Here is a 21,917-nt window from a genome sequence, read left to right as displayed (position 1 = left end):
CTTGACGTAAAGGTGAGGTATCGCACCTTAAGGGTAACCCGCAAGCGTTAACCGGGTCGACCGCAATATGAGAGGATCATCGTGACCAACGTCGTCATCGCCGGGTACGCCCGTTCGCCGTTCCACCTCGCCGGCAAGGGCGACCTCGCCCGCGTCCGTCCGGACGATCTCGCCGCGCAGACGATTCGCGGGTTGCTCGACAAGACCGGCGTCGATCCCGCCGAGATCGAGGACATCATCCTCGGCTGCGCGTTCCCCGAGGGCGAGCAGGGTCTCAACGTCGCCAAGCTGATCGCGCAGATCGCCGACCTGCCGATCTCGGTCGGCGGGATGACGGTCAACCGGTTCTGCGGCTCGTCGATGAGCGCGATCCACATCGCCTATGGCCAGATCGCGGTCGGCGCGGGCGAGGCGTTCATCTGCGCCGGCCTCGAGTCGATGAGCCGCGTGCCGATGGGCGGCTACAACCCCCTGCCCAACCCCGAACTCGCGAAGAAGAGCGCCGGCGCCTATATGGGCATGGGCGAGACCGCCGAGAACGTCGCGCGACAGTACCAGATCACGCGCGCGGAGCAGGATGCGTTCGCGGTGAAGAGCCAGGACAAGGCTTCCGCCGCACGCGCCGATGGCCGCTTGTCGGACGAGATCGTGACGATTCAGACCAAGGCGGGCCCGGTCAGCCAGGACGGTACGATCCGCGCGGGCACGACGACTGAGGCGCTTGCCGGCCTGAAGCCTGCGTTCAGCGCGGACGGTTCGGTGACGGCCGGCACGTCCTCGCCGCTGACCGATGGCGCGTCCGCCGTCCTCGTCACCTCGGAAGAATTCGCGAAGAAGCACGGGCTGACGATCCTCGCGCGGATCAAGTCGATCGGCGTGTCGGGTTGCGCGCCCGAGACGATGGGCCTCGGTCCGATCGGCGCGTCGAAGAAGGCGCTGGAGCGTGCGGGCATCACCGTCGCCGACCTCGACGTGGTAGAGATCAACGAGGCGTTCGCGAGCCAGGCGATCGCCTGCATCCGCGATCTCGGCCTGAAGGACGAGACGATCAACCTCGATGGCGGCGCGATCGCGATCGGCCATCCGCTCGGCGCGACCGGCGCGCGGATCGTCGGCAAGGCGGCTGCGCTCTTGTCGCGCGAGGGTGGCCGCTATGCGCTGGCGACCCAGTGCATTGGCGGCGGTCAGGGCATCGCGACGGTGCTGGAGCGCGCGTGATGGTCGACGCTGTGAAAAAGGTCTGCGTCATCGGCGCAGGCGTGATGGGCGCAGGCATCGCCGCGCAGGTCGCGAACGCTGGCATCCCGGTATTGCTGCTCGACATCATGCCGCGCGACCTGCCCGAGGGCGGCGACCGTGATGCGGTGGCCAAGGGTGCGGTCGCCAAGATGCTCAAGACCGACCCCGCCCCCTTCATGTCGAAGCGCGCGGCCAAGCTGGTCGAGACGGGCAATATCGACGATCATCTGGGTCGCGTCGCCGAGTGCGACTGGATCGTCGAGGCGATCGTCGAGCGGCTCGATATCAAGCAGGCGCTGTACGCCAAGCTCGAGGCTTTGAAGCGGCCCGGCACTGCGGTCTCATCGAACACCTCGACGATCCCGCTCGGCAACCTCGTCGAGGGGCGCTCGGACCAGTTCAAGGCCGACTTCCTCATCACGCACTTCTTCAATCCGCCGCGTTACATGCGGCTGGTCGAGATCGTGCGCGGTGAGCACACCGACGTCGCGGTCGCCGAGAAGGTCGAGGATTTCGTCGATCGTTTCATGGGAAAGCGCATCGTCCGCGCGAAGGACACGCCGGGCTTCATCGCCAACCGCATCGGCACCTACTGGCTGGCGATCGCGATCAACGCGGCGATGGACCAGGGGCTGACCGTCGAGGAAGCTGACCAGATCGGTGGCCGTCCGATGGGCGTGCCGAAGACCGGGATCTTCGGGCTTGTCGATCTCGTTGGCGTCGATTTGATGCCGCTGTTGTCGAAGAGCCTGTCGTCCACGCTGCCCGCTGGCGATCCGTATTTCGATACGCTCCGTCCGCTGCCGCTGGTCGACAAGATGATCGCGGAGGGCTTTACCGGTCGCAAGGGCAAGGGTGGCTTCTACCGTTTCGACAAGGCGACCCGGACCAAGCTGTCGCTCGACCTTGCAACCGGCGAGTATCGCCCCGAGGCAAAGCCCGCCGAACTCCCCGGCAAGACCGGCAAGGATCTCGCCGCACTGATCGCGGAGCCGGGCAAGATCGGCACCTATGCGTGGACGATCCTCGGCAGCGTGCTGTCCTATGCGGCGATGCTCGTCGGCGAGGCGGCGGACGACGTCGTCGCGATCGATGATGCGATGAAGCTGGGCTATAACTGGAAATACGGGCCGTTCGAGCTGATCGATCGGATGGGTCCCGGCGTGCTCGCTGCGCGCCTGGCCGCCGAAGGTCGCGACGTTCCGGCGATCCTGACGACCGCGGGCGATCGTCCGTTCTACCGCGTCGAGAACGGGCGGCGTCAGTATCTCACCGCGGACGGTGCGTATGCCGATGTGCCGCGCGCGGACGGCGTCGAACTGCTGGAGGACATCAAGCTCCGCTTGCAGCCGATCCTCCAGAACCTGTCGGCCTCGCTCTGGGATGTCGGTGACGGCGTCGCGGCGCTCGAATTCCACACCAAGATGAACGCGCTCGACGATCAGGTCGTGGCGCTCATCAACGAGGCGATCCCGGTCGTCCGCGAGCGCTTCAAGGCGCTGGTGGTCTATAACGAAGCGTCGAACTTCTCGGCGGGTGCGAATCTCGGCGCGGCGATGTTCGCGGTCGGAGCGGGCCTGTGGGACATGGTCGAGGCCAGCGTCAAAGGCGGGCAGCAGGCGTACAAGGCGCTCAAATACGCGCCCTTCCCGGTCGTCAGCGCGCCGGCCGGGCTCGCGCTCGGCGGCGGGTGCGAGATCCTGCTCCACTCCGACGCGGTCCAGGCGCATGCCGAAACCTATGCGGGGCTCGTCGAATGCGGCGTCGGTCTCGTCCCCGGCTGGGGCGGCAATGGCGAGATGCTCGACCGCTGGACCAAGTCGCGCACGCTGCCGAACGGACCGATGCCGGTGCTGACGAAGGTGTTCCAGGCGGTCTCTACCGCACAGGTCGCCAAGTCGGCGGCGGAGGCCAAGGAGATGATGATTCTGCGCAACGCCGACGGCATCACGATGAACCGCGACCGGTTGTTAGCGGACGCCAAGGCCAAGGCGCTGTCGCTGGTCGACGGCTATGTCGCGCCCGAAAAACCCACCTTCCGCCTTGCCGGCGAAAGCGGCCGTACGGGGCTTAACATGGCAGTCGCGGACTTCCACAAGAAGGGCATGGCAACCGAGTATGACCTCGTCGTCGCGGATCGTCTGGCCGAGGTCCTGACCGGTGGCGAGGCCGATCTGGTCGATACCGTAACCGAGGACCAATTGCTCGACCTGGAACGCGCAGCGTTCATGGCGAGCGTAAAGGATACCCGGACGCAGGCGCGCGTCGTCCACATGCTGCAGACGGGCAAGCCGCTGCGGAACTGAGGCACAGCACTCGCTCCATCCACTCCGTCACCCCGGACTAGTTCCGAGGTCCACCGTTCCGCCAACTCGATGCCGTCGGGTATGCGGAACGGTGGATGCCGGAACGAGCCCGGCATGACGGAGTCCTCGTGACGAATTGGGTCAGATGAACGCCTTTTCACCGCTGAAATCAGTAAGAAGACTTGACTTGTCTTCGTACAATTCTAGTCACGATCGATAACTGCCGTATACGGCAACAAGGTCGCGATAACGTCGACGGCCTGACGAGAAATTTGGCGACCGTACGCATACGGCGCCCCCAACGACACTAGGAGAGGATTGAAGATGTCCCTGTTGTTTATCGCCGCCATGCTCGCCGGCGCGCCCGCCACCGCCGAGACCGTCATCGGTCGCTGGAAGACAGAGACGCACAACGCCATCGTCGAGATCGCCCGCTGTGGCCCGTCGATCTGCGGCAAGATCCTCACCTCCGACGCCTTGCGGGCCAATCCTTCGATGAAGGATGCCAACAATGCGAACACCGCGCTGCGCAATCGCCCGATCCAGGGGATGCAGATGCTGAGCGGGTTCAAGGCCGATACGAACGGCGTGTGGAGCAGTGGGCAGGTCTACAATGCCGAGGACGGCAAGACTTATAGCGGCAAGATCACGCCCGTCGGTGCGAACCAACTGAAGCTGCGCGGCTGCGTCTTCTTCCCGCTCTGCAAGACGCAGACCTGGACGCGCGTCCGCTGAGGCGCTGCCTCCTACTCATACAATCAGTATTTTAGTTTAGGACTTTCCCATGTCGTTCCGTACCAAGGCCCCGTTGCTGGCCGTCACTGCGCTCGTCTCCGCGTTTGGCTTCGAGAGCGCCGCCTCTGCCAACGCCTTCTATCTGCAGTCGCAGTCAGCGCGCGGCACGGGCCGTGCGTTTTCGGGTGAGGCCGCCGACACCGGTGCCGCCTCGCTGTGGTGGAACCCAGCCGCGATCGCCGGCATCCGCGACGGCAGCGCCGCGATCGCGGCGACCGTTATCCGGCCAAAGGGCGACGTGGTCGACAACGGTACCGTGATCGGCCGTCCGACCTTCTCGGCAACTGGGCAGCCTAATGGGAACAGCTACGCCCCGATCGGCGGCAACGGCGTTTCCAGTGATCCGATCAACAACGGCATCGTTCCGTCGGGTTCGATCGCCTATCCGCTGACCGACCGCATCGCGATCGGCGTCGCGGTGACGTCGCCGTTCAGCTTCACCACCAACTACGAAGCCAATAGCTGGGCGCGCTACACGGCGGACAAGACGCGGCTGCGCACGATCGACATCCAGCCCTCAATCGGCGTCGCGGTGACCGACTGGCTGCGCGTCGGCGGCGCGCTCAACATCGAATACACCGATGCGATCCTCAACAACGCGCTACCCAACCTGTCGGCAGCGCAGCCGGACGGCTTTCAGGAACTGAAGGGCGATGGCTGGGATCTCGGCTGGACCGCGGGCGTCCAGCTGCACAATGATTTTGCGACCGTCGGAATCAGCTACAAATCGAGCATCCGCCATAAGCTGAAGGGCAGCCTGAACATCACCGGGCTGGTCGGCCCGTTGGCCAGTTCGAACGTTTCGATCGACGGCGCCACGGCAAGCTTCAACACGCCCGGCCAAGTTATCGTCGCCGGCCGCTTCCGCGGTACGGACAAGCTGACGCTGAACGCACAAGTCGTCGCATACAACTGGAGCAAGTTCGACACGATCGATCTCGGCGCGCCGCTGAACACCGCGATTCCTGAAAGCTATCGCGACAGCTGGAGCCTGGCGGGCGGATTCGACTACGACGTCACGCCGAAGGCAACGCTGCGCGCTGGCATCCAGCGCGCCAAGACGCCTACCCAAGACGGCCTGCGCGACGCGCGCGTTCCTGACGCCAACCGCTGGACCTATGCAGCCGGTGGCAGCTACCAGCTGACCCCGCGCATGGCGTTCGATCTTGGCGCGAACTATATCGACTTCAGCGACACGACGATCGATCGCGTCACCGCTGCCTATGCCGGCACCGCCGTGCAGACGCCGATCCTGACCAAAGGCCTGCTCCAGAACGCGCATGCGATCGAGGTCTCGCTCGGTGGTCGCCTGACCTTCTGAACTGGCGCGCGCGGGTTTAGATTTTGGGCAGCACCCACCCCGGTTTCAGCCGGGGTGGGTGTTATTTCCCGGGCCCGGATTGTTCGTCGACCAGCGTCAGACCCTCGGCATAGGCGCGCTGCTTGGCCGCATAGGCCGCGGCCGACATCTTCAGCCCGGCAATCGCTTCCGGCGATAATTCCCGCACGGCCCTGGCTGGCGAACCGACGATCAGGCTCCCGGCGGGAAACACCTTGCCCTCCGTCACCAGCGCGTTCGCGCCGATCAGGCAATCGTCGCCGATCACCGCGTTGTTGAGGATCGTCGCGCCCATCCCGACCAGCACGTTGTTGCCGATCGTGCAGCCGTGGAGGATCGCGTGATGGCCGATGGTACAACCCTCGCCGACAGTCAGCGGCGCGCCAGGATCGGAGTGGAGCATCGCGCCCTCCTGGATATTGGTGCGCGCGCCGACGAGGATCGGCGTGTTGTCCGCGCGGATCACCGCGCCGAACCAGACGCTAGCCCCCTCCCCCAGTCGCGCGTCGCCGATCACGTCGGCGGATGGCGCGACCCAGACGTCGTCGGCCAGCGTCGGTCGTTTACCCTCGATCGCGTAGAGCGGCATCGGCATCCCTTTCCTTCACCCGCGCGCGATAGGCGTGGAGCAGCGGCTCGGTATAGCCGCTCGGCTGCGCGAGACCATCGAACACGAGCGCGCGGGCGGCCTGGAAGGCGAGGCTGTCGTCCTCATGCCCCGCCATCGGCCGGTACAGCGGATCGCCTGCATTCTGCGCGTCGACCTTCGCCGCCATCCGCCGCAGCGCCGCGTCCGCCTCGTCGGGCGTTGCGATGCCGTGGAGCAGCCAGTTCGCCATGTGCTGCGAACTGATCCGCAGCGTCGCGCGATCCTCCATCAGGCCGATGTCGTGAATGTCGGGCACCTTCGAGCAGCCGACGCCTTGGTCGACCCAGCGCACGACATAGCCGAGTATCCCTTGCGCGTTGTTTTCCAGTTCCTCGCGCACCTCGTCCGGCTGCCAGTTGTGGCCGGTCGCGACCGGGATCGTCAGCAGCGCATCGAGCGACGCGACTGGTTCCGCCTTACGCTCCGCCTGCCGCGCGAACACGTCGACGCGGTGGTAGTGTGTCGCGTGCAGCGTCGCGGCGGTCGGCGACGGCACCCAGGCCGTGTTCGCGCCGGTCATCGGATGCGCGATCTTCTGCTCCAGCATGTCGGCCATCCGGTCGGGCGCGGCCCACATGCCCTTGCCGATCTGCGCCTTGCCGCTGAGCCCGCAGGCGAGCCCGATCTGGACGTTGCGATCCTCATACGCCTTGATCCACGACGAGGACTTCATGTCGCCCTTGCGGATCATCGGCCCCGCCCGCATCGACGTGTGCATCTCGTCGCCGGTGCGATCGAGGAAGCCGGTGTTGATGAACACCACGCGGTCCTTTACCGCGGCGATGCACGCGGCGAGATTGGCCGAGGTCCGCCGCTCCTCGTCCATCACGCCGACCTTGATCGTATGGCGCGCGAGGCCGAGCAGGTCCTCGATCGCGTCGAACAGCCGGTTGGTGAAGGCGGCCTCGTCGGGGCCGTGCATCTTCGGCTTGACGATGTAGATCGAGCCCGCGCGGCTGTTGCGGATCGGGCCGGTGCCCTTCAGGTCGTGCAAGCCGATCAGCGACGTGACGATGCCGTCGAGGATACCCTCGGCCGCCTCGTTGCCGTCGGCAAGCAGGATCGCGGGTGTCGTCATCAGGTGGCCGACGTTGCGCACGAACATCAGGCTGCGACCGGGGAGCGTGAACGCGCTGCCGTCGGGTGCGGTGTACTGCCGGTCCGGTTCGAGCGCGCGCGTGACCGTGCGGCCGCCCTTGTCGAAGCTCGCGGTCAGGTCGCCCTTCATTAGTCCGAGCCAGTTGGCATAGGCGACGACCTTGTCCTCGGCATCGACCGCGGCAATCGAATCTTCGAGATCAGCGATCGTGCTGAGCGCGGATTCGAGCACCACGTCGGCGAGGTTCGCGGGGTCGTCGCGGCCGATCGGATGCTGAGGATCGATTACCAGTTCGATGTGCAGGCCATTGTGACGCAACAAGATGTTGTTGCCAGCATGCCCGACAAGCTGGCTCGGATCGGCAAGCTCGGGCGTGCCACCGGTCCAGTCGGTCCACGATCCGCTGGCCAATGGCACGGCCTCGTCGAGGAAGGACTTTGCCCAAGCGATCACCTGTGCACCGCGGGCGGCGTCATAGCCTTTGCCAGACGCCGCGCCCGGGATCGCATCGGTGCCGTAAAGCGCGTCGTACAAGCTCCCCCAGCGCGCGTTCGCCGCGTTCAGCAGGAAACGCGCGTTGAGGATCGGCACCACCAACTGCGCGCCGGCGAGCGAGGCGACTTCCGCATCGACATTGGTCGGCGCGACCGTGAACTGCGCAGGCTCGTCCACCAGATAGCCGATCTCACGCAGGAACGCCTGATACTCGGCCTGGTCGATCGGCTTGCCGGCACGGCCCTCATGCCAAGCGTCGATCTTGGCCTGAAGGTCATCGCGGACGGCGAGCAGCGCCGCATTCTCCGGCCCGAACTGGGCATAGATGTCGGCGATCCCGCGCCAGAACGACGCGGCGTCGAGCCCCGTACCCGGCAGCGCCTGCGTCTCGATGAAGTCCACCAGCGACGCGGCGATCTTCAGCCCTGCCTTGTCCTGATAGGTGTCGATCATCTCGGCCATGCTGCTCTCCTATGCTCTGTCGACCATGATAGACGCCCGCCACCTTCGCCACTAGACATCATAAACTGAAAGCTGTTGGTCGCCTGGAGAACGAATGGATCCCGACATCGTCCTGTTCGCGGAGGTCGTCCGCACCGCCAGCCTAAGCGCGGCGGGGCGTTCGCTTGGCATCTCGCCGGCAATGGTCTCGAAACGCATCGCGAGGCTTGAGGCCCGGCTCGGCGTGCGGTTGCTCAACCGGACGACGCGCAGGCTCGACCTCACCGCACGCGGTGCGGCGTATCACCGCGACATGGTGGAGATCCTCGCAGCGATCCGCGACGCCGAGGCGCGCGTATCGGACCGTGCCGACACCCCTGCCGGTCCGTTGCGGGTCAGCGCACCGACGTCGTTTGGCCGGCTGCACATCGCGCCGCATCTGAAACCGTTTCTCGACGCACATCCGGCGGTCGAGCTCGACCTGGACCTGTCCGACGGCTTCTCCGACGTCATCGGCGACCGGCTCGACCTCGCGATCCGGATCGCACCTGCCGTTCCACCGAGCCTCACCGGCTATCGCCTTGCCGACAGCCGCCGCGTGCTATGCGCCGCACCCAGCTACGATCCGCCATGCGACGCCGACGCGCTGCCACAACACCGCCTGCTTGCAGCAAAAGGCCAGATGCCGTGGCGGTTGGCGGGGCCTGATGGCGACCTGACGATCGATCGCCCAAGCTATGTCGCCACTAACTCCAGCGAGGTCGTCCGCGAACTCACGCTGGCGGGCGTCGGTATCGCGCTCCGCTCGCTATGGGACGTCAGCGCCGATCTAGCGAGCGGCCGCCTCGTGCGCGTTCTACCCGAACTGGCGGGATCGGCCGATGTCGGCATCTACGCTGTGCACGCACGCGGGCCCGTGTCGTCAGGCACTACCGCGCTGCTCGATTACCTGCGCGGTCTCTGGTCACCGATGCCGCCGTGGGAGTCCTGAACGAGGTCGATCGTCACCGCATCGATCCGCCGCAGCATCGCGACGAACTGCTCGACCTCCGCGCCTGAGAACCCGGCGAAGATCCGCCGCTCCAGATCCAGCGCTTTCGGCGCGACCGAGGCGTAGAGCGTGTCGCCATCGTCGGTCAGCCGCAGAAGATGCGAGCGGCGATCCTCCGGGTTCGCATGTCGCTGCATAAGTCCACGCTCGACCAAGGCGATCGCCGCGCGGCTGACCGTCACCTTGTCCATCCGCGTCTGCTGGCCGATCTGCTGCTGCGTGATGCCGTCCGCCTCGGCGACCACTGCCACCAGTCGCCATTCGGGGATCGTCAGCCCGAACAGCGCCTCGTACGTGTCCGCCACCGCCTCGCTGACGAGGTTCGAGGTGATCGACAGGCGATACGGAATGAAATCGTCCAGGACGAGCGCGCGATGAGCCATGTTGAATTCGTAACGATTGACACCAGTTGTTCAACCCGCCAGATTGGTAACAACGGATACCAATCTAGGAGCCAAGTCGTGGATCACATGGACGTAAACCCGATGGGACTCGACGGGTTCGAGTTTGCCGAGTTCACCTCGCCCGATCCCGACCGGATGGCTGCGCAGTTCGAACAGTTCGGCTTCGTCGCCGCTTCGACGCACCCCACCAAGGCCGTCACGCGCTACAAGCAGGGCCGGATCAACCTGCTGCTGAACCGGGAAGATGGTGGTCACGCCGCCGCGTTCCGCGCCGATCACGGTCCCTCAGCGAGCGGCATGGCGTTTCGCGTTCACGACGCGAAGGCGGCGTTCGATGCGGCGCTTTCGCGCGGCGCCAAGGCGGCGGATGCCAACATGGGCGCGCTCGGCGAGGGTAGCTATGTGCTCGAAGGGATCGGCGGCTCGTTGCTGTATCTGGTCGACAAGCACGGCGCTGCTGGCAGCCTGTACGACGACTGGAACCAGGTTCCGGGCGCAGCGGAAGCGGAGGCGGCGAACAACGTCGGTCTCGATCTGCTCGATCACCTCACGCACAATGTGAAGCGTGGCCAGATGCGGACCTGGGCCGAGTTCTACGGCCAGATCTTCGGCTTCGAGGAGCAGAAGTATTTCGACATCAAGGGCAAGGCGACCGGCCTGTTCAGTCAGGCGATGATCGCGCCCGACCGCGCAATTCGCATCCCGCTCAACGAGAGCCAGGACGACAAGAGCCAGATCGAGGAATTCATCAAGGATTACAACGGCGAGGGCATCCAGCATCTGGCGCTGACCACCGACGATATCTTCGAAACGGTCGAGAAGCTGCGCGCGCGCGGCGTCAAGCTGCAGGACACGATCGAGACCTATTACGAGCTGGTCGACAAGCGCGTGCCGAACCACGGCCACGACCTCGAACGTCTGCGTCGCAACCGCATTCTGATCGACGGCAATGTCGGCGAGGAGGGGCTGTTGCTCCAGATCTTCACCGAGAACATGTTCGGGCCGATCTTCTTCGAGATCATCCAGCGCAAGGGTAACGAGGGCTTCGGCAACGGCAATTTCCAGGCGTTGTACGAGAGTATCGAGCTCGACCAGATCCGGCGTGGGGTGATTACCGTCGACGCGTGACCTGAAGCAAAATGACGACCGTCGAACACAAGTTTATCCGTCATGCCGGGCCCTTCGGCTACGCTCAGGAGAGCCTTGTTCCGGCATCCACGGTTCCGCAAAACCCGAAGCAGTTGGTTTGCGGTACGGTGGCCCCCGGAACAGGTCCGGGGTGACGGAGTATCTGCTGCACCGTCGTCCGCCAAACGGCAGACGGTCAATGGAGTTACCTCATCCTCTTGGTTGAGGTCAGAAGTTTAAACGGCCGGCGGTTCGGGCGTTGATCGGAACAGGTGACGGAGAGGAAGCCATGACAATCCACCAGCCGATCGACGCCGCAGGCGAGACCGCCGGCCAGACTGAGTATATGCCCGGCTTCGGCAACCACATATCAACCGAAGCAGTTCCCGGCGCGCTCCCTATCGGCCGCAATTCGCCGCAGCGCCCGGCGTTCGGCCTCTACACCGAGCAGCTGTCCGGCACCGCGTTCACCGCACCGCGCCACGAGAACCGCCGCAGTTGGTTGTACCGGATGCGCCCGACCGCTGAACATCCGCCGTTCGAGCGCTACGACGGCGCCAAGCGGTTCGCGCCCGGCACCACCGACGCGCCACTCGCCCCCAATCGCCTGCGCTGGGATCCGATCGAGGCCCCGGCTCACGACATCGACCTGATCGACGGCATGACGACGATGCTCGCCAACCGCGATCCCGCTGATCTCGAAGGCGTGGCGCTCCACGTCTACGCTGCGAACACCGACATGACGACGCGCGTGTTCATGGATGCGGACGGCGAACTGCTGTTCGTGCCGCAGGCCGGACGGCTCCGACTGCTGACCGAACTAGGCCTAATCGACATCGCCCCCGGCCAGATTGCGCTGATCCCCCGCGGCGTCCGCTTCCGCGCCGAACTCCCCGATGGCGAAGCGCGCGGCTATGTCGCGGAGAACCACGGCGCGCTGTTCCGCCTCCCCGATCTCGGCCCGATCGGTGCCAACGGCCTCGCCAACCCGCGCGATTTCGAGACGCCGGTCGCGTGGTTCGAGGACCGCGACGAACCGGTCGAGGTCGTCCAGAAGTTCATGGGGTCGCTGTGGACCACGACGCTCGATCACTCGCCGCTCGACGTGGTCGCGTGGCACGGCAACTTGGCGCCGTGGCGCTACGACCTGTCGCGATTCAACACGATCAACACGGTCAGCTTCGACCATCCCGATCCGTCGATCTTCACGCTGCTGACCTCGCCGAGCGACGTGCCCGGCCGCGCAAACGCCGATTTCGTGATCTTCCCGCCGCGATGGATGGTTGCCGAGGGGACGTTCCGCCCGCCCTGGTTCCACCGCAACGTCATGTCGGAAGCCATGGGCCTGATCACCGGCGCCTATGACGCGAAGGCTGAGGGGTTCGCGCCGGGCGGCATCTCGCTCCACAATCTGATGTCCGGCCACGGACCCGATCTGGCGAGTTGGCAGGGTGCGAGCGCGGCGGATCTGAAGCCGCACAAGATCGACGGGACGATGGCGTTCATGCTGGAGAGCTGCTGGCCATATAAGCCGACCGCCTATGCGCTCGAGCATTCGCAGCTCGATTATGATGCGGTCTGGTCGGATTTCCCCAAGGCGATCCTGCCGAAGTGAGCCTGACCCTGCACGGCTACTGGCGCTCGACCACCGCCTACCGCGTCCGCATCGCGCTTGCCTTGAAGGGCTTGGCGTATGCGCAGGTCACGCACGACCTTCGCAAAGGCGCGCAGCGTGAGGCGGGCTATCGCGCGCTCAACCCGCAGGGGCTCGTGCCGGCGCTGGAGACCGACGGCGCGGTCCTGACGCAGAGCCCCGCGATTCTCGAATGGATGGACGAGACCTATCCCGATCCACCGCTGCTTCCTGCGGACGCGAACGGCCGGGCGATCGTCCGCGCGATGGCCGCGACGATCTCGTGCGACATCCACCCGGTGAACAATCTCCGCATCCTGAACGCCTTGCGGGCGGAGTTCGGGGCGGACGAGGTAGCGGTGAACCGGTGGATCGCACGCTGGATCGGCGACGGTTTCGCCGCGCTGGAAGCGCAGATCGCTCGGCATGGTGACGGCTTCGCGTTCGGCGCGACACCGACGATCGCCGACTGTCACCTCGCGCCCCAGGTCTATTCGGCCGAGCGGTTTGCGGTCGATCTAAGCCCCTACCCGTACCTTCGTGCTGCGGCCGATAACGCGCGCGCTCTGCCCGCCTTCGCCGCTGCGCACCCGGACCGGCAGCCGGATGCCGACCGCGCATGAGCGACGGCGAACGGCTGACTGCCACGCCGGGCGGGATCAAGCTCGCGTCGCTTGATGCGATTGCCGAGGGCAAGGCGCGGAACTTCGTGCTCCAAATGCGTGCCGGCCGCTTCCACGGCTTCGTCGTGCGCAAGGACGGTGCAGTGTTCGGTTATGTAGATCGCTGCCCGCATATGGGCCTGCCGCTTGCACAAGTGCTCGACGACTATCTCACGCCGCGTGGCGACCTGATCGCGTGCAGTTGGCACTCCGCGTTGTTCGCGATCGACAGCGGCGCGTGCGTCGGTGGGCCATGCGGAGGCGCGCGGCTGACGCCCTGGCCGGTGGCGGTAGTCGATGGGATGATCGTCACCGCAGGCTGACGCGGGGGGCGACTTGCGCTAAGGAACAGCGCCCCATCCCTGCATGATAGACCGATGATCGAAACCCTCCCAATCCGCGTCGTAGCGCTGTACCGCTTCACGCCGTTCGCCGACATCGCCGCGATCCAGCCGGCACTTGCGCTCGCCTGCTGCTCGAACGGGGTAAAGGGCACGCTTCTGCTTGCTGCCGAGGGGGTCAACGGGACGATTGCCGGGTCCGAGGCGGGCATCGACGCGGTACTCGCACATATCCGCACACTGCCGGGGTGTGCCGACCTCGACGTCAAGGAGTCTCGCGCCGAGACGATGCCGTTCCACCGCATGAAGGTGCGGCTGAAGCGCGAGATCGTGACGATGGGCGAGCCTGCGATCAATCCGCTGGAGGGCGTCGGCCATTATGTCGATCCGGAGGACTGGAACGCGCTGATTGCCGAGCCGGGGACGATTCTGATCGACACGCGCAACGATTACGAGGTCGCGGTCGGTACGTTTGCCGGCGCGGTCGATCCGCAGACGCGGACGTTCCGGGACTTTCCGGCTTGGTTTCGCGAGCATCGCGACAAGCTGATCGGGGACGGACCACCACCGAAGATCGGGATGTTCTGCACCGGGGGCATTCGTTGCGAGAAGTCGACCGCGTTCCTGAAGGCCGAGGGGCTCGACGAGGTGTATCACCTCAAGGGCGGCATCCTGAAATATCTGGAAACCGTGCCCGCGGCGGAGAGCCTTTGGGAGGGGGAATGTTTCGTGTTCGATCAGCGGGTTGCGGTCGGACATGGGCTTGCTTTGGGAAGTCACGTCCTGTGCCATGCTTGCCGGATGCCGGTGAGTGTGGCGGATCGGTCTTCGCCTCTGTATGTCGAGGGGGTGAGTTGCCCGGCGTGTCATGATGCGCGGGATGAGATTCAGCGGGCGGGCTATGCCGAGCGGGAGCGGCAGATGCGGCTGGCTGAGGCTCGAGGTGAGGCGCATGTCGGGGCGGTTTTGCCAAAGACCCATGGGGCGGATTGATCCACGGGGCCTTGCCAGTTCCCCCCCCCGGCGAAGGCCGGGGTCCAATTGGGGAACGGCGCTAACGAAGCGCAGTTTGCCGTTACTACAACCTTTCCAACTGGACCCCGGCCTTCGCCGGGGTGGTGGCGTAGAGGGCTAACCGGTCGTTGCGAAACGTGCGGCCAACGCCGCGTTACCCTGCGATGCCGCCAGCGAATGCGCGCTGTTTCCTGCCGCATCGACGATCGCCGGGTCCGCACCGTGCTCCAGCAACAGGTCGATGATCGCCGTCTTGTTCACCAGGGCCGCCATCATCAGCGCGGTCTGGCCGGCGCCATTCCGCCGGTTCACGTCGGCGTCCGCATCAAGCAGGATCTGCGCGATTTCGGTATAGCCCTTGAAGCAGACGCCCATCAGCGCGGTATTACCGCGGGCGTCCGCTGCACCGTCGACTTGCGCGCCGGCCGCGAGGAGCGCAGCGGTGGCCGGGGCCTGGCCGTTGTAGCTGGCGATAACCAGCGGCGTGAAGCCCTTCGCGTCGGTCACCTCGATATCGACGCCCGCCTGCAACAACGCCGGGATCATCTCGTCCCGCCCGGTCCGCGCGGCGTCGAACATCAGTTCGACCAGCCGCTCCATCGGCGGCAACGGGGGCAGGTCTCGAGCGTCAGTCATCATTCGCCTCGATGATATGCGGCACGAACCGCGCGAGATTGCGCGTCACGACCGTGTCATCCTCCCGAACGCCGATCCCCGCGGCTTCGTTGCCGACTATCCACGCGCCGATCACCGGATGGCGGCCGTCGAACACGGGTGGAGGCGCATAGGCCTGGCGGATCGCACCCTCCGCTCCGTAACCCTGGTCGAGCACCACGTGGCCGCTCTCGCCGATCACCTCGACGTTCGCGCCTTCGCGCGAGAACAACGGCTTGCGCACATATTTCGGCCCGAGAATCTCGGCCGCCGGATCATCGTCGAAGAACGCGGGCAGCAGGTTCGGATGCTCGGGATGGCGCTCCCACAGCAGCGGCAGGATACCCTTGTTCGAGAGGATCGACTTCCACGCCGGCTCGATCCAGCGCACGTCGGCGCGCGAAAGGTTCGGCGCATAGGGCTCGCGGAGCATAAACTCCCACGGATACAGCTTGAACGCGGCCTGCACCTCGAACCCGTCGGTATCGATAAAGCGCCCGTCCGCGGCGAGACCGATGTCCTTCATCTCGACAAACTTCGGCTCGATCCCGACTTGGCTCGCTAGATCCTCGAAGAACCGCACGGTCTGGCGGTCCTCGATCGCCGACGCGTCCGCGGCAAAGTGAACGAAGCCGCCGCTCGGGAACAGCGCACGGAACCGCTCGCGCAGCTTGTCGAACAGGCTGTTGAACTGGTCCGTCCCCGCCGGCAATGCACCGTTCGCGAGCAGATCCTCCAGCCACATCCATTGGAACGTCGCGCACTCGAACACCGATGTCGGGGTGTCGGCATTATACTCGTAGAGCTTGGCTGGCCCGGTGCCGTCATAGGCGAAATCGAACCGCCCATAGAGCGACGGCTGGCGCGTCCGCCACGTCTCCGCGACGTAATTCCACTGCTCGCGCGGAATCGCGAGGCGTTCCATCAGTTGCTGGTCGCGGACGATCTCGTCGACGAGGTCGAGGCACATCGCGTGCAACTGTTCCGCTGCGGGCTCGAGGTCCTCTTCGATCTCCGCAAGGGTGAACGCGTAGGCGGCGCCCTCATCCCAGTACGGCTCGCCATCGGTGTCGTGATAGACGAACCCGATCGCGTCGGCCCGTTCGCGCCAGTCGCCGCGCGGGTCGACCGCGATCCGGCGCATCAGGAGTCCGAATTCTTGTCGTCGCGCTGCTCGATCTGCAGCGTCTGGCCGACTTGCGGAGCCTTGGGGGCGGTCAGGCGTGCAAGCACGTCGTCTGCGGACGACTGGCCCGGCCCGATACCCGCCAGCCGCAGCTTCTCGTCGAGATCAGCGCCGGTGCGACGGTCTTCCAACTCACCCGCCGCCTTGATCCGCTCTCCGCGGATCGCCTGGCGTTCCCGAATACGCGCGAGGCTGTCGGCGGCCGAACCAAGCTTGTTGCCCGCGCCCATGCTGCCCGACGCGACCGACGCCTGCGCCTTCTGCACCGACTCGTTGACCTTGACGACCTCGACCTCACGGCGGAGCTGCTCAATCTTGCGGTCGGTCTGCGCGACGGCGGTGTGGATCTGCTCCTCGGCGGCGCGCATGTCCTCGACCTGTGGGCTCTTAAGCGCGATGTCCTGCTCGAGATCGGCGATCCGCTGCGCGACCTGCCGCGCCAGATCCATGTTACCCTTCTCGACCGCGATCCGCGCCGAAGCCTCGTACTTCGCTGCCTGCGCGCGGAAGCTTTCGACCTCAGTTTCGAGGATGCGGCGACGGGCGACGAGCCCCGCAAGGTCGTCTCGTGCCTTGCCCTGCGCCTTATCGGCATCGCGGATTTCCTGGTCGAGTATACGCAGCGCGTTCGCGTCGACGACCGCCGCGCCGGCTTCGTGCGCGCCGGCACGACCGAGGGTGAAAAGCTTGCTCCAGATGGCCATGCCAGTCTCTCCGTTTGTATCTAAATCAGGCCGCGGGGATCTGCGCGTGGCGCAAATCGGTGGCCGCATCGATCGCATTCTCGGCAAGCGTGCGCAGTTCGATGATCACGGTATCGAGCGGGCTCGACGTCGCGAGTTCGCCGAACAGCTCGTAATAGTCGCGGCCCTCGACCGTGCCGATCCCGAAGTTCGACAGCGGCACCAGCTTCTGCGATTTCAACAGGAACGTGTTGAACGCTAGCTGGTCCTCCTGCTCGTCGCACGGCCACAGCAAAGTCGAGCACGCGATCTGCGCCTCGCTCACGTTGACGAACAGTTCGAGGTCGCCGTGGTGGTGCATCGTCACCAGCAAGACCGGGTCGGCGCCTTCCAGAACCCGAGCGGAAAACTCGCCGGCTTTCGCAGGCTCGGACGTATCGAGCGCCGCCTTCAGGCTGCGGACGGTCCAGATGTCGGTCAATGCAAGAACTCCCGTGCTTGTCGCTCGGGGAGACACATAGGCCTTTCACGAGCGCCTGCCACCCTCCCCACGTCCGTCATTGCGCTCTTCCTTCCGTCATCCTGACGAAAGTCGGGATCCAGGGTAATCAAGCACCGCCCTTCGTGGCTCTGGATCCTGACTTTCATCAGGATGACGGAGCGGGGGGATGTTGACACTCGATCGTGCTTTGCGAGCCCCCCGGCTTTGCCCTATGAAGAACGCCAACCACACACGCGAGGATTGCATGTTCGATCGCCTGTTCGGCCGCAAGCCAGCGCTTGATGGCAACGCCCTGCCCGTCGTCCGCAACATTACGCTGGGGCGGACGGTGACCGTCGATCCGCTAGCTTGGCGGCGGTTCGGATCGGAACTCCTGTTCCCGTTTGACCGCGATACGCTGGTGATCGTCGCACAGGGTCTCATAGACCTCAACGAAGGCGGGTTCGTCCACCGGTTCTACACCGACGACGATATCATGTTCCAGGCGGTGTCGAACGACCGCGATGGGCAGGACGTGACGGATGTCACGCTATTCGCACCGTGGGACAGCAGCTACCCGTCGTTCGCCGCCGAGCGTCCGGCGTGGAAGAGCCGCCTCAAGGCACGCACCTTCACCGCCGAGGGACTGCCCGAATACAGCCGCGCCTGGTTCGGCCCCGAAGCGAGCGAGCAGGAGCCCGTGACGTTCTGGGAGGAATTGCACGATGACCGCGACGGGATCGTCGACCGCCGCATCTTCCAGACCTGCATGCTGTTCAGTCGCGACCTACCGGGCGACGATGGGCGCGAATTGTTGCTCGCGATCGACATGGAGAACGAGGCGGGCGAGGTCTCGTTCGAGATCATGCTGGGCGTGGCACTGGAACTCGGCGAGTTCAGAGCCTAGCGTCACGCGCAGACGGCTCCCGGGGGAAATGCCATGATCGACCAATATAGCTTCGGCGCCAGCGCGCTCGCCTTCCTGATCGCGTTCGTCGCGGCGGGGGCGTTCACGATCCTGTTCAAGATCGTCTATCAGGTCGCGACACCGTATCACGAGAAGTCGCTGATCCGCGAAGGCAACACCGCTGCAGCGATCACCTTGGGTGCGGCGTTGCTCGGGTATGTCCTGCCGCTCGCCTCCGCGCTGACGCATACCGTCACCTTGCTCGAGTTCGCGGTGTGGGCGCTGCTCGCTGGCGTGATCCAGATCGTCACGTTCCTGATCGTCCAGCATTTCGTAATGCGCGACTTCAACGACCGGATTGTCCGGGGCGAAATCGCTGCCGCCACCTATATGGGGAGCATCTCGCTCTGCGTTGGCATTCTCAACGCCGCCTGCATGACGAATTGAGGGGCACACCGATGAAGCGTTCCAGATCGATCGTCCTCACCGGCCTGATCGCGGGCTCAGGCATCTCGCTAACCGCGTGCGACGGCGATGTCGGCGGCCAGCCCGTCGAAGCGCAGAGCTATGCGTCGGTTCAGGAGTGCCGCGCGGCTGGCGCGCTTTCGGCGGTGCAGTGCGACACCGCGTTCGAGCAGGCCAAGGCCGATGCCGCGAAGACCGCGCCGCGGTTCGAGGACAAGCAGACGTGCGAAGAACAGTTCGGTGCCGCGCAGTGCGAGCCTCGCAATAACGGCAGCGGCGGGAGTTTCTTCACGCCGTTGCTGACCGGGTTCCTGGTCGGGCAGGCGCTGAACGGCGGCTTCGGCAATCGCGGTGCACCGATGTACCGCGACCGTGACGGCAATTATTACGGCGGTGCCGGCGGCCGGATCAACCGCGACTATGTCACCGGCCGGACGCGGGTCGGCTCGGATGCGTTCACGCCCACCACGGCAAGGGCCCCTGCCCGCGTTCAGTCGCGGAGCTCGGTGATCTCGCGTGGTGGGTTCGGTGGTGGCTTCGGCGGACGCAGCTTCGGCGGCTGACCTCCTAGCCCGTCAGGCGTCGCGACCAACGCGCAGCATCGCGATCGCCGCCATTCCCATCACGCCCGCGGCGATCAGCATCGCCCAGACCGCGTCGCCGGGAAAGAACGTCCGCACCACCTGCCCCATTACCGAAGACACGATCAATTGCGGCAGGACGATGAAGATGTTGAACAGCCCCATGTACACGCCGAGCTTGGCCTGGGGCAGCGCGTTCGACAGGATGGCGTAGGGCATCGTCAGGATCGACGACCAGGCGATCCCGACCAGCACCATCGACCCGATCAACAGATACTGATCGCGCACCACGAGAAACGAGGCGAAACCGGCGGCACCGCTCAGCAGCCCCATGATATGGGTATCGCGGCGACCGATCCGGTTTGCCAGCGCCGGCGTCACGAACGCCCATAATGTCGCCACGCCGTTATAGACCGCGAACAGCACGCCGACCCAGTTCGTCCACATGATGAACAGCGCCGACCAGGTGAAGAACTGAACCAGCGCCAGACGCTTCATCGTCGTCGGCATCGTGCCGAGATCGCTGACGATCTGGCTGAGGACGTTACCCTCCCTGCCCGACCGCACCAGCAGTGCGGCGCCGAACGCGATCAGCCCGCCGCCGAGCAGATAGACCGGCTTGTCGAGCCCGAACCGCGCCACCGCCGCGATAACGATCGCCCCCAACGCGATCCAGACCGGGGCAAGCCTGGCGCTGGAGCGGGTGGGCCGGTCCTGCAACGTAACCGCGGCCTCGTCCTCGAACGTCGCCATCTCCGCGGGCGAATATTCGCGCGTCGTCAGCACGGTCCATAACACGGCAAAGAACAACGCCAGCGCGCCGATGGAGAAGCCGTACTGTACCGACGGCGGTATGCCGCCGGCCGGGGCAGTATTCGCCACCTGGAACACATCGGTCAGCAGCATCGGCGCCAGACTGCCGACGACGGCGCCCGCCCCGATAAATGCCGTCTGGAACGCGAACCCCGCGGTGCGCTGTCGGCTTCCCAGCATGTCCTCGACAAACGCGCGAAACGGCTCCATCGCGACGTTCAGCGATCCGTCGAGCATCCACAACACTGGCGCGTTCGGCATCGCCAGCAAGGCGATCGTCGCAAGCACCGCGCCGGCCAGAAATACGTCCGCCTGCGCCCGAGCAGCGCCCAGGTCCGGTCGCTGTAATGCCCGATCACCGGCTGGACGAGCAGCCCTGTCAGCGGTGCGTCGATCCACAGGAATGCGAGGTTATGCACAAAATCCTGAAGGAGCAGCCGCAATTGCACCTTCACGATGCGGCTGTGCAGGACGAGATCATTGATACCGCCAAATTCTGGCTCGATCGGGGCGTCGACGGCTTTCGCCTCGATGCGATCAACTTCGCGATGCACGATCCGGCGCTGACCGATAACCCGCCGGTCAGCGACAACAGCCTGAAGACGCGTCCGTTCGACTATCAGGCGCATGTCCACAACCAGAGCCACGCCGATATTCCTGCGTTTCTCGAAAGGTTGCGGCGGCTGATCGACGGCTATGGCGATCGTTTTACGGTGGCGGAGGTCGGCGGGGCGGACAGCGACCACGAGATGAAGCTGTTCACGCGTGGCAACACCCGGCTGAACAGCGCATACGGCTTCGACTTCCTCTACGCGTCCACGCTCGATCCGGAGACGGTGGCGGACGCGATCCTGTTGTGGCCTGCGGATGCCGAACTCGGCTGGCCGAGCTGGGCGTTCGAGAACCACAATGCGCCGCGTGCGGTTTCGCGCTGGGTCGATGCCGCCAGCAACCCGGCGGTGCGTGACGCCTTCGCACGGATGAAGATGCTGCTGCTCGTCTGCCTGCGCGGCAACACCTTCCTCTACAACGGCGAAGAACTCGGGCTGACCCAGGTCGAGGTGCCATTCGAGGATCTGCAGGATCGCGAGGCGATCGCGAACTGGCCGCTGCCCCTCTCCCGCGACGGCGCGCGCACGCCGATGCCGTGGGCGGCGGATGCGCCGAATGCTGGATTTTCGAACGCGAAACCCTGGCTTCCCGTCGGGCGCGATCATGCCGCGCTCGCGGTCGATCGGCAGCATTGTGACGCGGACTCGCTGCTCAACCTCACCCGGCGTCTGCTGGCGCTACGCAAGTCCGATCCGGCGCTCGCGGTCGGCGATCTGACGCTGGTCGAGGTCGGTCCCGCCCTGCTCGTATTCGAGCGGCACTGCGATGGTGAGGCAATGCTCTGCGTGTTCAACATGGGCGGCAGCGTGCTCGACTGGCAGCCGGCGCAATCCGGACGCTGGCGCGTGCGCGATAGCGTCAATACACTTCAACCCACCCAGGCCGGGGGCTGGACCCTCGGCGCCTATGCGGCTCTCGTCGCCGAAAGGATCGCTTAAT

21 protein-coding genes and 1 pseudogene are annotated in these 21,917 nt (G+C 65.3%); 14 read left to right on the top strand and 8 right to left on the bottom strand.

All coding sequences use genetic code 11. The features are described from left to right. Window positions 1-81 precede the first annotated feature (81 nt). From U1707_RS01070 to U1707_RS01055, 4 genes are all read left to right on the top strand, one after another. Window positions 82-1,218 (top strand): thiolase family protein, encoded by a 1,137-nt coding sequence (locus U1707_RS01070; protein WP_332798313.1) that lies wholly within the window; start codon window positions 82-84, stop codon window positions 1,216-1,218. Continuing rightward, a complete protein-coding gene (locus tag U1707_RS01065) occupies window positions 1,218-3,545 on the top strand; it encodes a 3-hydroxyacyl-CoA dehydrogenase/enoyl-CoA hydratase family protein (RefSeq protein WP_332799014.1) in 2,328 nt (775 codons plus the stop codon). The genes U1707_RS01070 and U1707_RS01065 overlap by 1 nt, the downstream gene beginning before the upstream one ends. Before the next feature lie 324 nt (window positions 3,546-3,869). Continuing rightward, window positions 3,870-4,280, top strand: coding sequence for a DUF2147 domain-containing protein (locus U1707_RS01060; RefSeq protein ID WP_332798312.1), 411 nt, complete (start codon window positions 3,870-3,872; stop codon window positions 4,278-4,280). A gap of 49 nt (window positions 4,281-4,329) precedes the next feature. Continuing rightward, window positions 4,330-5,661 carry an OmpP1/FadL family transporter gene (locus U1707_RS01055; RefSeq protein ID WP_332798311.1) on the top strand — a complete coding sequence of 444 codons (1,332 nt, stop codon included), beginning with the start codon at window positions 4,330-4,332 and terminating at the stop codon, window positions 5,659-5,661. 61 nt (window positions 5,662-5,722) lie between these two features. Here U1707_RS01055 and U1707_RS01050 read toward each other — a convergent pair whose 3' ends face one another. Continuing rightward, on the bottom strand, window positions 5,723-6,268 hold the full coding sequence (locus U1707_RS01050) for a gamma carbonic anhydrase family protein (protein WP_332799013.1): 546 nt from the start codon (window positions 6,266-6,268) through the stop codon (window positions 5,723-5,725). Next, a complete protein-coding gene (locus U1707_RS01045) occupies window positions 6,243-8,384 on the bottom strand; it encodes a malate synthase G (RefSeq protein ID WP_332798310.1) in 2,142 nt (713 codons plus the stop codon). Before U1707_RS01045 ends, U1707_RS01050 begins: the two co-directional genes overlap by 26 nt. Window positions 8,385-8,478: 94 nt before the next feature. On the opposite strand from U1707_RS01045, the gene U1707_RS01040 reads away from it, so the two are divergent. Further along, window positions 8,479-9,354 carry a LysR family transcriptional regulator gene (locus U1707_RS01040; RefSeq protein WP_332798309.1) on the top strand — a complete coding sequence of 292 codons (876 nt, stop codon included), beginning with the start codon at window positions 8,479-8,481 and terminating at the stop codon, window positions 9,352-9,354. Here U1707_RS01040 and U1707_RS01035 read toward each other — a convergent pair. Further along, entirely contained in the window at window positions 9,309-9,797 is a 489-nt protein-coding gene (locus U1707_RS01035; protein WP_332798308.1) for a MarR family winged helix-turn-helix transcriptional regulator, read from the bottom strand. The two genes, U1707_RS01040 and U1707_RS01035, sit on opposite strands and share 46 nt — an antisense overlap. A gap of 87 nt (window positions 9,798-9,884) precedes the next feature. Here U1707_RS01035 and hppD point away from each other — a divergent pair, with 87 nt between their 5' ends. The 5 genes from hppD to trhO all read left to right on the top strand — a co-directional run bounded on the left by hppD (window position 9,885) and on the right by trhO (window position 14,575). Next, window positions 9,885-10,946: a 4-hydroxyphenylpyruvate dioxygenase gene (gene hppD, locus U1707_RS01030; protein ID WP_332799012.1), complete on the top strand. Its 1,062-nt coding sequence runs from the start codon at window positions 9,885-9,887 to the stop codon at window positions 10,944-10,946. Window positions 10,947-11,235: 289 nt separating this feature from the next. After that, window positions 11,236-12,561 carry a homogentisate 1,2-dioxygenase gene (gene hmgA, locus U1707_RS01025; RefSeq protein WP_332798307.1) on the top strand — a complete coding sequence of 442 codons (1,326 nt, stop codon included), beginning with the start codon at window positions 11,236-11,238 and terminating at the stop codon, window positions 12,559-12,561. Then, the gene (maiA, locus tag U1707_RS01020) at window positions 12,558-13,202 is read left to right on the top strand and encodes a maleylacetoacetate isomerase (RefSeq protein WP_332798306.1); all 645 of its coding nucleotides are present in this window, start codon (window positions 12,558-12,560) and stop codon (window positions 13,200-13,202) included. The genes hmgA and maiA overlap by 4 nt, the downstream gene beginning before the upstream one ends. After that, window positions 13,199-13,564 (top strand): Rieske (2Fe-2S) protein, encoded by a 366-nt coding sequence (locus U1707_RS01015; protein WP_332798305.1) that lies wholly within the window; start codon window positions 13,199-13,201, stop codon window positions 13,562-13,564. The genes maiA and U1707_RS01015 overlap by 4 nt, the downstream gene beginning before the upstream one ends. Before the next feature lie 54 nt (window positions 13,565-13,618). Beyond that, the gene (trhO, locus tag U1707_RS01010) at window positions 13,619-14,575 is read left to right on the top strand and encodes an oxygen-dependent tRNA uridine(34) hydroxylase TrhO (protein WP_332798304.1); all 957 of its coding nucleotides are present in this window, start codon (window positions 13,619-13,621) and stop codon (window positions 14,573-14,575) included. Window positions 14,576-14,713: 138 nt separating this feature from the next. On the opposite strand, the gene U1707_RS01005 is transcribed toward trhO, so the two are convergent. From U1707_RS01005 to U1707_RS00990, 4 genes are read right to left on the bottom strand one after another with little or no spacing between them, the layout of a single operon-like run. After that, on the bottom strand, window positions 14,714-15,232 hold the full coding sequence (locus tag U1707_RS01005; RefSeq protein WP_332798303.1) for an ankyrin repeat domain-containing protein: 519 nt from the start codon (window positions 15,230-15,232) through the stop codon (window positions 14,714-14,716). After that, window positions 15,225-16,394 (bottom strand): glutathionylspermidine synthase family protein, encoded by a 1,170-nt coding sequence (locus U1707_RS01000; protein WP_332798302.1) that lies wholly within the window; start codon window positions 16,392-16,394, stop codon window positions 15,225-15,227. The genes U1707_RS01005 and U1707_RS01000 overlap by 8 nt, the downstream gene beginning before the upstream one ends. Next, window positions 16,394-17,140: a PspA/IM30 family protein gene (locus U1707_RS00995; RefSeq protein ID WP_332798301.1), complete on the bottom strand. Its 747-nt coding sequence runs from the start codon at window positions 17,138-17,140 to the stop codon at window positions 16,394-16,396. Before U1707_RS00995 ends, U1707_RS01000 begins: the two co-directional genes overlap by 1 nt. A gap of 25 nt (window positions 17,141-17,165) precedes the next feature. Continuing rightward, a complete protein-coding gene (locus tag U1707_RS00990; protein ID WP_332798300.1) occupies window positions 17,166-17,600 on the bottom strand; it encodes a YjfI family protein in 435 nt (144 codons plus the stop codon). Window positions 17,601-17,832: 232 nt separating this feature from the next. Between U1707_RS00990 and U1707_RS00985 the strand changes: the two genes are divergently transcribed. From U1707_RS00985 to U1707_RS00975, 3 genes are read left to right on the top strand one after another with little or no spacing between them, the layout of a single operon-like run. Further along, window positions 17,833-18,507, top strand: a complete 675-nt coding sequence (locus tag U1707_RS00985; protein ID WP_332798299.1) for a DUF2491 family protein — start codon at window positions 17,833-17,835, stop codon at window positions 18,505-18,507. A 33-nt stretch (window positions 18,508-18,540) separates the two neighbouring features. After that, the gene (locus tag U1707_RS00980) at window positions 18,541-18,954 is read left to right on the top strand and encodes a DUF350 domain-containing protein (RefSeq protein WP_332798298.1); all 414 of its coding nucleotides are present in this window, start codon (window positions 18,541-18,543) and stop codon (window positions 18,952-18,954) included. Between the two features lie 11 nt (window positions 18,955-18,965). After that, window positions 18,966-19,535: a DUF1190 domain-containing protein gene (locus U1707_RS00975; protein ID WP_332798297.1), complete on the top strand. Its 570-nt coding sequence runs from the start codon at window positions 18,966-18,968 to the stop codon at window positions 19,533-19,535. Window positions 19,536-19,547: 12 nt separating this feature from the next. On the opposite strand, the gene U1707_RS00970 is transcribed toward U1707_RS00975, so the two are convergent. Then, the gene (locus U1707_RS00970; RefSeq protein ID WP_332798296.1) at window positions 19,548-20,654 is read right to left on the bottom strand and encodes an MFS transporter; all 1,107 of its coding nucleotides are present in this window, start codon (window positions 20,652-20,654) and stop codon (window positions 19,548-19,550) included. Between the two features lie 125 nt (window positions 20,655-20,779). On the opposite strand from U1707_RS00970, the pseudogene U1707_RS00965 reads away from it, so the two are divergent. Continuing rightward, window positions 20,780-21,916 (top strand): annotated as a pseudogene (locus U1707_RS00965) (alpha-amylase family glycosyl hydrolase); the annotation flags it as partial. Window position 21,917 lies beyond the last annotated feature (1 nt).

Origin of the sequence: Sphingomonas sandaracina (assembly GCF_036663695.1) — a bacterium.
Taxonomy (GTDB): domain Bacteria; phylum Pseudomonadota; class Alphaproteobacteria; order Sphingomonadales; family Sphingomonadaceae; genus Sphingomonas.
This window is presented reverse-complemented; position numbering and strand designations above follow the sequence as displayed.

Coding starts and splice junctions, on each gene's coding strand:
- U1707_RS01065 (WP_332799014.1), top strand. CDS start 1,218: ATGGTCGACGCTGTGAAAAAGGTCTGCGTCATCGGCGCAGGCGTGATG.
- U1707_RS01060 (WP_332798312.1), top strand. CDS start 3,870: ATGTCCCTGTTGTTTATCGCCGCCATGCTCGCCGGCGCGCCCGCCACC.
- U1707_RS01055 (WP_332798311.1), top strand. CDS start 4,330: ATGTCGTTCCGTACCAAGGCCCCGTTGCTGGCCGTCACTGCGCTCGTC.
- U1707_RS01050 (WP_332799013.1), bottom strand. CDS start 6,268: ATGCCGCTCTACGCGATCGAGGGTAAACGACCGACGCTGGCCGACGAC.
- U1707_RS01045 (WP_332798310.1), bottom strand. CDS start 8,384: ATGGCCGAGATGATCGACACCTATCAGGACAAGGCAGGGCTGAAGATC.
- U1707_RS01040 (WP_332798309.1), top strand. CDS start 8,479: ATGGATCCCGACATCGTCCTGTTCGCGGAGGTCGTCCGCACCGCCAGC.
- U1707_RS01035 (WP_332798308.1), bottom strand. CDS start 9,797: ATGGCTCATCGCGCGCTCGTCCTGGACGATTTCATTCCGTATCGCCTG.
- hppD (WP_332799012.1), top strand. CDS start 9,885: ATGGACGTAAACCCGATGGGACTCGACGGGTTCGAGTTTGCCGAGTTC.
- hmgA (WP_332798307.1), top strand. CDS start 11,236: ATGACAATCCACCAGCCGATCGACGCCGCAGGCGAGACCGCCGGCCAG.
- U1707_RS01015 (WP_332798305.1), top strand. CDS start 13,199: ATGAGCGACGGCGAACGGCTGACTGCCACGCCGGGCGGGATCAAGCTC.
- trhO (WP_332798304.1), top strand. CDS start 13,619: ATGATCGAAACCCTCCCAATCCGCGTCGTAGCGCTGTACCGCTTCACG.
- U1707_RS01005 (WP_332798303.1), bottom strand. CDS start 15,232: ATGACTGACGCTCGAGACCTGCCCCCGTTGCCGCCGATGGAGCGGCTG.
- U1707_RS01000 (WP_332798302.1), bottom strand. CDS start 16,394: ATGCGCCGGATCGCGGTCGACCCGCGCGGCGACTGGCGCGAACGGGCC.
- U1707_RS00995 (WP_332798301.1), bottom strand. CDS start 17,140: ATGGCCATCTGGAGCAAGCTTTTCACCCTCGGTCGTGCCGGCGCGCAC.
- U1707_RS00985 (WP_332798299.1), top strand. CDS start 17,833: ATGAAGAACGCCAACCACACACGCGAGGATTGCATGTTCGATCGCCTG.
- U1707_RS00980 (WP_332798298.1), top strand. CDS start 18,541: ATGATCGACCAATATAGCTTCGGCGCCAGCGCGCTCGCCTTCCTGATC.
- U1707_RS00975 (WP_332798297.1), top strand. CDS start 18,966: ATGAAGCGTTCCAGATCGATCGTCCTCACCGGCCTGATCGCGGGCTCA.